This window comes from Formosa sp. Hel1_31_208 (assembly GCF_900104785.1).
In the GTDB taxonomy this organism is placed as follows: domain Bacteria; phylum Bacteroidota; class Bacteroidia; order Flavobacteriales; family Flavobacteriaceae; genus Psychroserpens.
On sequence record NZ_LT629733.1, the window covers coordinates 545,323 to 557,499 of the forward strand.

Genomic DNA, 12,177 nt, shown 5'->3' on the forward strand with positions numbered 1-12,177 from the left:
AAAAGGGGAACAGCATAAAAAAACTCCGAATGATGTGTTTTCGGAGTTTTTATAATTAATCTTCTTCTGGTTGTATTTCGAAATCCTCCATGAACTTAGTGGTGTAGTTCCCAGCTAAATAATCTGGATGCTCCATTAGTTGTCTATGGAATGGAATAGTTGTTTTGATCCCTTCAATAACGAATTCATCTAATGCACGTTTCATTTTGTTAATCGCTTCTTCACGTGTTTGTGCAGTGGTAATCAACTTTGCAATCATAGAATCATAATTTGGCGGAATCACGTAACCTGCATACACGTGTGTATCTAGTCTCACACCATGGCCTCCTGGTGCATGCAATGTTGTAATCCGTCCTGGTGATGGTCTAAATTCGTTAAATGGATCTTCGGCATTGATACGACACTCTATAGAATGTAGTTGTGGTAAATAATTTTTTCCTGAAATTGGCACGCCTGCAGCCACTAAAATCTGTTCGCGAATTAAATCAAAATCAATAACTTGTTCTGTTATTGGGTGCTCTACTTGGATACGTGTATTCATTTCCATAAAGTAGAAATTACGATGTTTATCTACTAAAAACTCTACGGTTCCAGCACCTTCGTATTTAATAAACTCGGCAGCTTTGACAGCAGCTTTACCCATTTTATCACGTAACGCTTTCGTCATAAATGGCGAAGGAACTTCTTCGGTTAATTTTTGATGACGACGCTGTATAGAGCAATCGCGTTCAGATAAATGACAGGCTCTACCTGTAGAATCACCTACAATTTGAATTTCAATATGACGCGGTTCTTCAATGAGTTTTTCCATGTACATACCATCATTTCCAAAGGCTGCTTTAGATTCTTGTCTGGCAGAATCCCAAGCATCTTTTAAATCTTCAGGTTTCCAAACCGCACGCATTCCTTTTCCTCCACCTCCTGCAGTTGCTTTAAGCATAACTGGATATCCTGTTTCTTTTGCTAGTTTTTCACACTCTTTAAAATCTGCTATAATACCATCACTACCTGGAACACATGGAACGCCAGCCGCTTTCATAGTTGCTTTAGCAGTCGCTTTATCTCCCATTTTAGAAATCATCTCTTCTGAAGCTCCAATAAATTTAATATTATGCTCTTCACAGATTTTAGAAAACTTAGCGTTTTCTGATAAAAACCCATAACCGGGATGAATTGCATCAGCATTTGTAATTTCTGCTGCAGCTATTACAGATGATATTTTAAGATATGATTCACTACTTGATGGTGGGCCAATACAAACGGCTTCATCTGCAAACTTAACGTGCAAGCTTTCGGCATCTGCTGTTGAATATATAGCAACCGTTTTGATACCCATCTCTTTACAAGTTCTTATAACACGAAGTGCTATTTCACCTCTATTGGCAATCAATATTTTTTTAAACATAACTTCTTTTTTAAAAATTCATTTTCCAAGCATCAAATTCCAATGATATAAATTTGAAATTTGTGGATTGGAATTTTCAATTGTTATGACGGATCTACCAAGAACAATGGTTGATCAAATTCTACTGGAGATGAATCATCAACCAAAATCTTAACGATTTTTCCTGACACTTCAGATTCTATTTCATTGAATAACTTCATAGCTTCAATAACACATAATACATCACCTTCTCCTATTGAAGAACCAACCTCAACAAAAACGGGTTTATCTGGAGATGGTTTACGGTAAAATGTTCCAATTATTGGTGATTTGATTGTAATATATTTTGAGTCTTCAGATGCTTCTGATGTCTCTGCTGCGGGAGCTGCTGCCGCTGAAGAAGGGGCTGTAGGCATTGCCTGTGCTACTGGAGCATTCATTGGTATTTGTTGAACATAAGTGGTTGATTCCCCTTTGTCTTCTGAACCAGTTTTAATGGTGATTTTAATATCATCCATTTCTAATTTAACCTCACTTGCTCCTGATTTGGCCACAAATTTGATTAAGTTTTGAATTTCCTTAATATCCATAATTATTAGTCGTTTTAATTTGTTAGTTAAAAGTCGGTTAGGAATTATAAGCCCAAGTTAAATAAATTGAGCCCCAAGTAAATCCGCCTCCAAAGGCTGCGAATATTATTTTATCACCTTTTTTTAGTTGCGATTCGTAATCGTGTAATAATAGAGGTAAAGTCGCTGAAGTTGTATTTCCATATTTATGGATATTCATCATTACCTTTTCTGATGGCAAAGACACTCTATTAGCAGTGGCTTCTATAATTCGCTTATTGGCTTGATGTGCTGCCAACCACGAGATATCATCATTGGTTAAGTTATTGCGTTTTAATATACGTTCGGTTACATCTGCCATATTAAAAACGGCATTTTTAAATACTGTTTTTCCTTCTTGAAAAACGTAGTGTTTCCCTTCGTTAAATGTTTCTGAAGTTATTGGATATGAAGATCCACCATATGTTGCTTGAAGAAACTCTCTTCCTTCACCATTACTTCTTAGTAACTCATCTTGTAACCCCAGTCCTTCGGTATTAGGCTCGAACAAAACAGCTCCGGCTCCATCACCAAAAATAATGCATGTCGCTCGGTCTTTATAGTTGATAAAAGAAGAGTTTTTATCGGCTCCAATAAGTAATACGTTTTTGTATTTTCCCGATTCTATATAGCTTGACGCAACAGACATCCCAAAGAGAAAGCTAGAACATGCCGCTTCTAAATCAAATGAAAACGCGTTAGTAGCCCCTATACTAGTTGCAGTAAAAGCCGCGGTTGAGGCAGCTTTCATATCTGGTGTTGCAGTTGCAACAATTACTAGTTCTATATCTTTGGGGTCAATTCCTTTTTTATTAATAAGGTCTTGTGCCGCTTTTATAGCTAAAAAAGACGTCCCTTTACCTACTTCTTTGAGGATTCGACGTTCTTTAATACCAGTTCTAGTGGTAATCCATTCGTCATTAGTATCGACCATGGTCTCCAAAATTTGGTTGGTCAATTTATATTCAGGTAAATAAGCTCCCACTCCCGTGATTGCAGCTGTGATTTTACTCATACAATATTTTTAAAAAATCGTCAAAAAAAGACAAAAATCGTCAAAAAAAGGTAAAATTTTACTGAAACTACTAATTTTTGAACGAATATATCGCAAATTAAGTTGTTTTTAAGACTTAGAGAAATTAAACATAAAAAAAACGCCCAGTGATGAGCGTTTTATTATATGCGTGCATAATACTTATGCTACATTTTCTTCAGTTACAGAATTGTCGATTAATACTTGACCTCTGTAATACAATTTACCTTCGTGCCAGTGCGCTCTGTGGTATAAGTGTGGTTCTCCTGTAGTAGGACACGTAGCGATAGTTGGAACTGCTGCCTTATAATGCGTTCTTCTCTTATCTCTTCTGGTTCTAGATATTTTTCTTTTAGGATGTGCCATTTTATATGTTATTTATCCGTTAATAGTTTTTTTAATGTATTCCAACGAGGATCAATGTCCTCTGATGTTTGTTCTTTTTCTTCTAAGTCTTTTGGACTTAATTCTTCTAGCTTTCTGAGTATGTCTGAATCTAATGTGCCGTCTTCAACCCCTGGATGAATGCGTTTTGCAGGCATTGACAATATAATTAATTCATAAATATATTGTGCCACGTTGATTTCGTATTCACCATGAGGAATGATTAAAATATCTTCAAACTCATCATTATAAGCATCACCAAATTTTACCACTAAGTTAAATTCGCCTTTAACTTTTTGGTTATAAGGTTCGTTCGTGATGTCACAATTGACGTTTACCTGTCCATTGATTTTAAAATGTAGCTCTAACAAGGTTGTTTTCTTTTCAAGAAGCAAGCTTGCTTTAACATTTACATCATTAAAATCTTCATACTCAAAATATTCAAAGAACTTTTTATCAATTTGATAATCAAAATGATGCTTTTCTGCCTTGAGACCAACAAACGGTATCGTATATTCCTTTAAGGGCTTCATCATCGCATTCATTTTGAGCCTGCAAATATATAAATTTTAATTAATTAAACTACGGTTATAAACAAAAAATGTTTATATCTTTTTGGGGGCCTTTTTTAATGGGTTTTTCGAATATTCATTGTACTCCATTCTATTTTTAAAAACCTCAATTGCTGTAAAGACAGCCGCTTTAAATGATCCATTATCTGCCTCGCCTTTTCCTGCAATTTCAAAAGCGGTCCCATGATCTGGAGACGTTCTTACTTTGTTAAGCCCAGCGGTATAATTAACGCCATGGCCAAAGGCAATTGTTTTAAAAGGGATTAATCCTTGATCGTGATACGAGGCAATAATAGCATCAAAATTTTTATAATTCCCCGACCCAAAAAAGCTATCTGCAGAGTAAGGTCCGTAAACCATTTTCCCACCGTCTTTAATTCTTTGAATTGTTGGGCGTAAGACATCATCATCTTCTTCTCCAATTACACCATTATCCCCAGCATGCGGATTTATACCTAAAACAGCAATTCTCGGTTTACCAATTCTAAAATCTTGTTTCAACGAATTATAAACCGTTTCTATTTTTTCCGTTATTAATGCTGGTGTAATATAGCTAGAAACGTCTTTTACCGGAACATGGTCTGTTAGTAATCCAACTTTCAAAGTGTCTGTTACCATAAACATGAGGCTATTTCCTCCTAACTTTTCAGCTAAATAGTTGGTATGGCCAGGAAACTTAAAAGTGTCAGACTGAATATTGTGTTTATGAATCGGTGCTGTTACCAAAACATCTATGGCGCCATTTATCAGGGCATCTGTTGCTGCTTCCAACGATTTAATTGAATATTTTCCAATCTTAATATCTTCTTCTCCAAAATTAATCGTCACATTTTCTTTCCAAACGTTAAGCACATTTATTTTACCGTGAATAATTTGATCCAAATGGTTAATACCATGAAAATTAATACTACTATCAAAATGTTTTTTGAAAAATGACATAGTTTTAATAGAAGCAAAAATCACCGGAGTACAAAAGTCGAGCATGCGATTATCCTCGAAAGTTTTGATAATGATTTCAGATCCAATGCCATTCAAGTCTCCAATTGAAATGCCTAATTTTATTTTTTTGTCTTTTTCCATTAAGATGTTTTCTATTGTGCGTAATTTTGTATTTGCAAATTTAACCAATTATTCGACACTATGTTTACAGGAATTATTGAAGATTTAGGGGTTGTCACTAACCTTAAAAAAGACAAAGACAATCTACACTTAACGATTCAGAGTCATATAACCTCTGAACTCAAAATTGACCAGAGTGTTGCTCATAATGGCATTTGTTTGACCGTAGTTGATATCTCTAAAGACCAATATATGGTTACTGCAATTAAAGAAACCATAGACAAAACCAATATAGGCGAATTACAAATTGGTGATGCTGTAAATTTAGAGCGCGCTATGAAACTTGGCGATCGCCTTGACGGACATATTGTCCAAGGACATGTGGATCAGGTTGGTACCTGTGAGCTAATTAAAGAAGAAAATGGTAGTTGGTTTTATACCTTCAGTTACGATGATAGCCTAGGAAATGTGACTATTGAAAAAGGATCTGCCACTGTTAATGGCGTTAGTTTAACTGTTGTCAATTCAGAAAAAAGTAGATTTAGTGTGGCTATTATTCCATATACCTATGAGCACACGAACTTTAAATATCTTAAAAAAGGCTCTAAAATTAATCTCGAATTTGATGTTCTAGGGAAATATATTCAAAAACTGTACGAAGTAAGACAATAACTTATTCTCGTAAATTCTTTATTGTTTTGCGTACTCCAAAGAAAACGCCCAAAATTACAGCCACTGTAACGAACCCATCAATAGGCAAGCCCGGAGGTGGTGGTGGCATAGGAGGAGGTGGTGTGGCACCTTGTGCTATGCATACAAAACTTATTAATACAAATAAGATTGAGGCTAAAAATTTCTTGTTTTGTATTCTCATTATAGCGTAAAAGTAAAAAAATATAGGTCTCAACAAAATTTAATAGCAAAAAATATCCATAAAACGCATAAAATATCGATGAATGACGTGTTTTCAAACGATAACGTTAAATTTATATTAAAACCAAATATATAGCTTTTTATGACAATCAAAACAAAATCTATATTTTTTTTGGCTATAAATTATTGTTATTATGCGTCTTACGTTATCGCCGCTTCAAAGTTAGACGATATCGTTTTTAAACTTTCTAATCATCTGAATCTCAACGATGCATTCGATCTAAAATCTCAATAACCTCAGTTTTTTTTCTAACCGAAACAGGAACATTTTCACCATTTTTAAGCATCAAATAGCCGCCATCCGTTTTAATAAATGCGCTTATACATTGTATGTTCACTAAGTGGCTTTGATGGATTCGAAGAAACCCATAAGGTTTGAGCATGTCAGAAAAATATTTCAATGTTTTAGTTACAAAAATCTTTCTACCATCTTGAAGATAAAACATAGTGTTATTGCTATCTGATTCACATCTTATAATATCATCTAAATTCACGATGATAATTTTATCAAGCGTATGTAATGAAATTTTATCTGGTTTTTTTTCTGGAGCCCTAAGAGTTTCTTTTAAGATATTAATTCGATCCTTATTAGGCTGCATCTGCTGTTTTGCCCTTTCAATAGCTTGTTCTAAATCGTCTTGACTGTAGGGTTTTAATACATAATCAATAGCAGCAAACTTAAAGGCTTTGATTGCAAATTCGTCACTTGCGGTAACAAAAATGATTTTTGATCTTAAATCTGGGAAAATTTCTAGTACATCAAATCCAGTACCATCTCCTAACATAATATCTAAAAACAATATATCTGGTTCCGTTTTCCGAAGGGCCTTTGCTGCCTCTACAACGCTTTGAGCAGTGTCTATTACTTTAATTTCTTGATGATTAGCCTCAATATCACGCTTTAATAGCGTTAGAGCGTCTAAATAATCTTCTACAATAATGGCTGTTAACATAATTAATAATCAGTTTCTAACGGAATTTCAAATACAATGGTCGTGCCTGCGATAGTTCCGTCCTGTTGTTTTATTTCTTTAATCATCAGAGCGTCCTTTCCTGAAATAGACTCCAGACGTTCTCTAGTTACTTTAAGTGCCATGGATTGATGATCCGTTTTCGTCTTTTGTTGTTGAGAATGGTATATTCCAATACCATTGTCTTGAATGGTCACTTTTAAAGTATCCTCGGTTGAGTCAAATTTAACTGTCAATTCTCCTGGTCGTGGTCCTTTTAAAATCCCATGACGAATGGCATTTTCTACAAATGGTTGAATAAGCATTGGGGGCACTAATAGTTCTTCAGTATCTATTTCAGACTTTGCTACAATCTCATAGGTAAAGGGTTTTTCTGCCATTAATTGCTCCACTTGAATATAATGCTCTAAGGTTTTTATTTCCTGATCCAAACTAATAGAATCCTTTCTGGAATTGACTAAAGTTTCTCTCAGCAAGCTAGCAAAACTATTTACAGTTTCATTCATCTTATCTGGTTTGGTCGGCGCCATCGCTTTTATCCCATTAAGTACATTAAATATAAAGTGAGGATTCATTTGTAAACGCAGTGCTTTTTGCTCTAAAGAAAGTAAATGGTTTTCAAGTTGTAAACGTTGTTTATCGTTTTGATTTTTACGTTTAAGACGTTTTACATATTGTAACACTAAAACAACTATAATTAACGTAATAAGCCCAATGATGAAAGCTTGAAATACCGGCTTTTGGAATAAGGGACTATCGATATAAAACGAAAAACGCTGCGGATCACTTTCCTTCCACCTATGATTTCTAGATTGTACGTCAAAGTCATGAGCTCCAAAATTCAGTTCTGAAAAATCTTGAGTACTATTTGATGTCCACGGACTCCACTCATTATCATTTAATCGGTATCGATACCCTATGCCATCCGGATGATCGAGATCAACTGTTTTAAATGAAAAACTCACCTGTCTTTGATCTGGTGTTAATTGTAAGACACGATTTGAATTAGACCACAGCCCTAAATCAATAGTATCTACGCTATTATAAGCGACTTTAACATCTTCCAAAAACAACTTAGGTTGTTTGGATTCCTGAGTACCTTCAAAAGGTTGAAACTCGGTTAAGCCATATAGTGCCCCAAACCAAAGATGCCCTCTATTATCCTTATCAACAGCATTTAAACAGGTTTCAATTCCTAAAAACCCTTCATTTCTTCCGAAGAAAAAAGCATCAGTAATTACATTGTCCTTATCTAATTGAAGCTTATCTACGCCTCGTTCTGTCCCTGCCCAAAGATATCCTTGATCATCAAAAATGAGTTGATATATATTATTTGAAGCGCCTTCCTTGAGGCCTTGTAATTTTTTAAACGTGCTAAAATTGTCTTTATTTGACCACCAAATTCCGTTACCAGCCGTTCCTAAAAAGAGCGTATTCTTCTCAAACAAAATAGAATTAAGGGAAATACTTTGATTCAACACTTGTCCTAAATGGCTAATCGTGTTGTTTTTTAAATACCCTAAATGACCATTTTGTGTTGTATACCATAATTTGTTACTGTTATCAAAGACCATATCTTTAATATTAAGATCTTTAATCCCTTCAGTTTTACCAAAAGTTTTTAAAATGGTCAACTTATCTTGCTGTGCGTTATACTTAAATTGTACGATTCCGCTTGAGTAAGTCGCTGCATATATTGTGTCATGATGCACTTTAATTTTTCTAATCCAATCGAATGGAAATCCGGTATCGGTATTTAAAATCTTTGATATTTTAAGGGTTTTGGGAATCCCATTTTTTAGTGCACTAAACCCATCTTTACGTGATGAGTCAATATCAATATGTCCATGAAATAACAGCCCTCTTCCATCAGAACCTGCCCAAATATTCCCTTTTGAATCACTAGCAATCGTTTTTATTTTAATGTCGGAAAACGTTTCTGGAATATCTACATTATGAATCCCTAAATTATCGATACGAATTAATCCGTTTTCCGAATTAGAAATCCAAATCGTATTATTATAATGATGAACTGCATAAATACGATTACCATTAAGTCCTGTTTCAGTATTATAATGCTTAAAATTATTCTGAAAGTATTTGAATAAACCGCCTCCTGAAGTTGCCAACCATATATTTGACTGTCTGTCTTGAAGGACTTGTTTAACGTTAGGCACTGAAAGTCCGTTTGATGTATTAAGACTAAATAGCTCCGAATTGTTATCCATATTTAAAACTGAAACCCCTTGACTATCTGAAGCAATCCAAAGCTGATTATCATCTAGGAGAGCGCTATTATTGATTTGTAAAGGCTCACGAATTAATACTTGATTGTCAGGATTTTGAGCATCTAACACGATAGTGCCATCGTTAAATGTAGAGGCATAAACTTTGTTTTTAGACCCTACAAGAGTGGTAAAATCACCTCGTTCTAACTTTTCAATAGAATTTACAACTCCATTAAAGTCATTAAACCGCCATAATCCATCTTGAGTAGCGATCCAAAAATAATTGTCATAATAGAGAAGGTCCTTTACTTGAGACATATCAATCTCTGGATGTAGCATCACTTTTTCTAAAGAGGCCTCCGTATTGAGTTTATACACTCCTTTTATAGTCAAAAGATACACTTGCTTTTCAATTTTAACAATCTTGTTTACTTTCGGACATTCGATATTTTGAAAGTTGTGCTTGAGTTTAATTGACAAACCTTCTTTTGTTCCTATGTATAGCGTGTCGTTTGCGGCACTCAATGCATAAATATAGTTTGAAGCCAAGCCATTTTTCTCATTAAATACATTAAATACTTCTCCATCAAAACGAGCGAGTCCACCGCCTTGGGTTCCTAACCACAGATACCCTTTATAATCTTGGGTCATCGCATAAATTTGAGATTGTGGTAATCCGTCTTCTAGAGTAAACGCACGAAGCTGCTTGTTCTGTGCTGAGAACGTCAGTGTTATTCCAAAGAATAACAAAAAGAATTGATATGACGGGTTTAATTTCAATTGAGCTGTTATTATATGATGCAACTTACAATTTTGAACGCAGTTTTTTAAGTTGAAGTATGTCCTTTTTTTATGAATGGCAAAAAGCGCTGTACTCCAAAGGTCATACAGCGCTCAAAACATAAATAACAACATCAACTAATTATCATTGTTTTGATTATTCGTTTTCAAATTCACAAGAAAACGCATAGAATTCTTTATCAGTTTTTACTTTTTCGAGGGCTATCAGGGTTGTCGTTTGCATTAATTTATTGTCTTTAAAGACGATAAATGATTTACTGTCTCCAACATCACATCCATCACCATTATCTTGGCATAAGTTAATGACATCTGTGCCATATTTATTGTCTTTTTTATCCATAAGACTCACCAATTCGTGTCTTAATGTTTCAGACTTTACAAAGATCTTGTCAATCTCTACGCCATTTCTCACCGCTCTAATTTGAAAACGCTTGTAACCTTTAAAATCAACTCCTGCTTCACCAAATACAAATTTAATTTCTGGATTTATTTGGCTCGTCATGGTTTTTTGTGAGATGAGTCCACCCCAAATCCATCCAACTTGAGGTCCCATTTTTATTTTGTAAAATCTACTTGTAATCCCATTAATGGTTTGTGGTGTTTCGCTCTTTGCCAATAACCTTACATTGGTCCCAATTTTAAGCGTGGTTAATTTTTCGCAGTGTACCGAAGCGCAATCACGAAGCGCTACATCGTCTCCTAAAAGGTATTGCGATGCTTTTGCGGCAGACTTGGTATACACCTCAAACTCAACTTCGCTGTTTTGGCCGTATATATCTGAAGCGATAAATAGCATGGCTACCACTAATAAGGTTTGTGCAATTCTAGACATTGTGTTTTGGTTTTTTGTGTGCTTTAAAGTTTTCATAGTATTCTGTTTTATGGGTTTATACTTGTTTGATACTTCAAAGATATATTGAGGTGTAATTGAAATTTGTGTGCTTCTAGAATTCGTAGCAGATGGTTTAGAATTCGTTGGTATTTGAGTTAAGGGTAATAAAAAAGCCTCACATTTCTGCAAGGCTTTACACTTATTAAAAGTGGTCCCACTTGGGCTCGAACCAAGGACCACCTGATTATGAGTCAGGTGCTCTAACCAACTGAGCTATGGGACCAATAAGGCTGCAATATTACTACATATTTTAATACTCTACAAAGAAAATAGCATCAATTTACTGCTCAATGTCTTGACACAACTCAATGAGAACGCCATTTGTGGCTTTAGGGTGTAAAAAAGCTATCAACTTATTATCGGCTCCTTTTTTCGGTACCTCATGAATCATTCGAAAGCCTTCAGCTGTTAATCGCGCTATTTCCTTTTCAATATTGTCTACAGCAAAAGCAATATGGTGAATCCCTTCACCTTTCTTTTCGATGAATTTGGCAATCGGACTATCTTCATTGGTGGCTTGTAACAACTCAATTTTATTAGGTCCCACTTCAAAAAATGAGGTCATTACCCCCTCACTTTCAACGGTTTCTGTTTTATAATGTGGATTTCCAAAGAGTGCTTTAAATAAGTCATTTGAAGCTTTTATGTCTTTAACAGCAATACCAATATGTTCAATTTTCTTCATGAGTTTCAGTTTTCATTTCCGTAGATACGAATTTGTTTTAATAAGGTATGAATTTTGCTGTCAAAAATAAAATATTCATCGAATAAGTCTACTTTTGCAGATGATATTATTTTATTCATACAAAGTCATTATATTAGAATAGAAATGATAACATGACGATGACTTAAACTTATGACTATGGAAGAAACACAAAGACAGAAAAAAATAGGCGGTATTTTGCAGCAAGACCTTGCTGAAGTATTACAAAAAGCAGCGACAGATGGTGGGTTACGAGGTGTCATCATATCCGTTAGTAAAGTAACTGTGACGACTGATTTATCGATCGCGAAGGTATACCTCAGTATTTTTCCAAACAAAGACGCTGATGAGCTTCTAAAGGGTATTCGTTCTAATACCCCTTTAATTCGTCACGAATTAGCACAGCGTACCAGAAATCAATTGAGACGAATGCCAAATCTTGAGTTTTTTGTTGACGATTCTTTAGAATACATTGAAGGCATTGAACGCTCACTTAAAGGTGAAGACAACCCAATAAAAGATAAAGACCTTCTCGATAAACGTAAAAGGAAATAGGTGAATTTTGCGCTCTACATAGCGAAGCGTTATCTGTTTTCTAAAAGCAGTAAT

At 34.9% G+C, this 12,177-nt stretch carries 13 protein-coding genes and 1 tRNA gene; 3 read left to right on the forward strand and 11 right to left on the reverse strand.

Features of this window, described 5'->3' with window-relative positions; genetic code table 11:
* Positions 1 to 55: 55 nt before the first annotated feature.
* From accC to pdxA, 6 genes are all read right to left on the reverse strand, one after another.
* A complete protein-coding gene (accC, locus tag BLT57_RS02275) occupies positions 56 to 1,405 on the reverse strand; it encodes an acetyl-CoA carboxylase biotin carboxylase subunit (RefSeq protein WP_091421666.1) in 1,350 nt (449 codons plus the stop codon).
* Between the two features lie 83 nt (positions 1,406 to 1,488).
* A complete protein-coding gene (accB, locus tag BLT57_RS02280; RefSeq protein ID WP_091421669.1) occupies positions 1,489 to 1,974 on the reverse strand; it encodes an acetyl-CoA carboxylase biotin carboxyl carrier protein in 486 nt (161 codons plus the stop codon).
* Between the two features lie 37 nt (positions 1,975 to 2,011).
* The gene (locus tag BLT57_RS02285; RefSeq protein ID WP_091421672.1) at positions 2,012 to 3,007 is read right to left on the reverse strand and encodes a beta-ketoacyl-ACP synthase III; all 996 of its coding nucleotides are present in this window, start codon (positions 3,005 to 3,007) and stop codon (positions 2,012 to 2,014) included.
* A gap of 180 nt (positions 3,008 to 3,187) precedes the next feature.
* Positions 3,188 to 3,391 carry a 50S ribosomal protein L32 gene (rpmF, locus tag BLT57_RS02290; protein WP_091421673.1) on the reverse strand — a complete coding sequence of 68 codons (204 nt, stop codon included), beginning with the start codon at positions 3,389 to 3,391 and terminating at the stop codon, positions 3,188 to 3,190.
* 8 nt (positions 3,392 to 3,399) lie between these two features.
* Complete coding sequence (locus tag BLT57_RS02295; RefSeq protein WP_091426622.1) at positions 3,400 to 3,942, reverse strand: DUF177 domain-containing protein; 543 nt, start codon at positions 3,940 to 3,942, stop codon at positions 3,400 to 3,402.
* Between the two features lie 72 nt (positions 3,943 to 4,014).
* Positions 4,015 to 5,061: a 4-hydroxythreonine-4-phosphate dehydrogenase PdxA gene (gene pdxA / locus BLT57_RS02300; protein ID WP_091421676.1), complete on the reverse strand. Its 1,047-nt coding sequence runs from the start codon at positions 5,059 to 5,061 to the stop codon at positions 4,015 to 4,017.
* A gap of 60 nt (positions 5,062 to 5,121) precedes the next feature.
* Here pdxA and BLT57_RS02305 point away from each other — a divergent pair, with 60 nt between their 5' ends.
* Entirely contained in the window at positions 5,122 to 5,712 is a 591-nt protein-coding gene (locus BLT57_RS02305) for a riboflavin synthase (RefSeq protein ID WP_091421679.1), read from the forward strand.
* Between the two features lie 26 nt (positions 5,713 to 5,738).
* Entirely contained in the window at positions 5,739 to 5,924 is a 186-nt protein-coding gene (locus tag BLT57_RS14015) for a hypothetical protein (protein ID WP_157717098.1), read from the forward strand.
* 252 nt (positions 5,925 to 6,176) lie between these two features.
* On the opposite strand, the gene BLT57_RS02315 is transcribed toward BLT57_RS14015, so the two are convergent.
* The 5 genes from BLT57_RS02315 to mce all read right to left on the reverse strand — a co-directional run bounded on the left by BLT57_RS02315 (position 6,177) and on the right by mce (position 11,550).
* A complete protein-coding gene (locus BLT57_RS02315) occupies positions 6,177 to 6,926 on the reverse strand; it encodes a LytTR family DNA-binding domain-containing protein (RefSeq protein ID WP_091421687.1) in 750 nt (249 codons plus the stop codon).
* Between the two features lie 2 nt (positions 6,927 to 6,928).
* Positions 6,929 to 9,976: a two-component regulator propeller domain-containing protein gene (locus BLT57_RS02320; protein ID WP_157717099.1), complete on the reverse strand. Its 3,048-nt coding sequence runs from the start codon at positions 9,974 to 9,976 to the stop codon at positions 6,929 to 6,931.
* Positions 9,977 to 10,109: 133 nt separating this feature from the next.
* Positions 10,110 to 10,841, reverse strand: a complete 732-nt coding sequence (locus tag BLT57_RS02325; protein WP_157717100.1) for a hypothetical protein — start codon at positions 10,839 to 10,841, stop codon at positions 10,110 to 10,112.
* 173 nt (positions 10,842 to 11,014) lie between these two features.
* Positions 11,015 to 11,088, reverse strand: a tRNA-Ile gene (locus BLT57_RS02330).
* A 57-nt stretch (positions 11,089 to 11,145) separates the two neighbouring features.
* On the reverse strand, positions 11,146 to 11,550 hold the full coding sequence (gene mce, locus BLT57_RS02335) for a methylmalonyl-CoA epimerase (RefSeq protein ID WP_091421697.1): 405 nt from the start codon (positions 11,548 to 11,550) through the stop codon (positions 11,146 to 11,148).
* A 177-nt stretch (positions 11,551 to 11,727) separates the two neighbouring features.
* On the opposite strand from mce, the gene rbfA reads away from it, so the two are divergent.
* The gene (gene rbfA, locus BLT57_RS02340) at positions 11,728 to 12,123 is read left to right on the forward strand and encodes a 30S ribosome-binding factor RbfA (protein WP_091426623.1); all 396 of its coding nucleotides are present in this window, start codon (positions 11,728 to 11,730) and stop codon (positions 12,121 to 12,123) included.
* Positions 12,124 to 12,177 lie beyond the last annotated feature (54 nt).

Bases quoted from the DNA above. Each gene is read 5' to 3' on its own strand.
- accB (WP_091421669.1), bottom strand. From the start codon at position 1,974: ATGGATATTAAGGAAATTCAAAACTTAATCAAATTTGTGGCCAAATCA.
- BLT57_RS02285 (WP_091421672.1), bottom strand. From the start codon at position 3,007: ATGAGTAAAATCACAGCTGCAATCACGGGAGTGGGAGCTTATTTACCT.
- BLT57_RS02325 (WP_157717100.1), bottom strand. From the start codon at position 10,841: ATGAAAACTTTAAAGCACACAAAAAACCAAAACACAATGTCTAGAATT.
- rbfA (WP_091426623.1), top strand. From the start codon at position 11,728: ATGGAAGAAACACAAAGACAGAAAAAAATAGGCGGTATTTTGCAGCAA.
- BLT57_RS02295 (WP_091426622.1), bottom strand. From the start codon at position 3,942: ATGAAGCCCTTAAAGGAATATACGATACCGTTTGTTGGTCTCAAGGCA.
- pdxA (WP_091421676.1), bottom strand. From the start codon at position 5,061: ATGGAAAAAGACAAAAAAATAAAATTAGGCATTTCAATTGGAGACTTG.
- BLT57_RS02315 (WP_091421687.1), bottom strand. From the start codon at position 6,926: ATGTTAACAGCCATTATTGTAGAAGATTATTTAGACGCTCTAACGCTA.
- rpmF (WP_091421673.1), bottom strand. From the start codon at position 3,391: ATGGCACATCCTAAAAGAAAAATATCTAGAACCAGAAGAGATAAGAGA.
- accC (WP_091421666.1), bottom strand. From the start codon at position 1,405: ATGTTTAAAAAAATATTGATTGCCAATAGAGGTGAAATAGCACTTCGT.
- BLT57_RS02305 (WP_091421679.1), top strand. From the start codon at position 5,122: ATGTTTACAGGAATTATTGAAGATTTAGGGGTTGTCACTAACCTTAAA.
- mce (WP_091421697.1), bottom strand. From the start codon at position 11,550: ATGAAGAAAATTGAACATATTGGTATTGCTGTTAAAGACATAAAAGCT.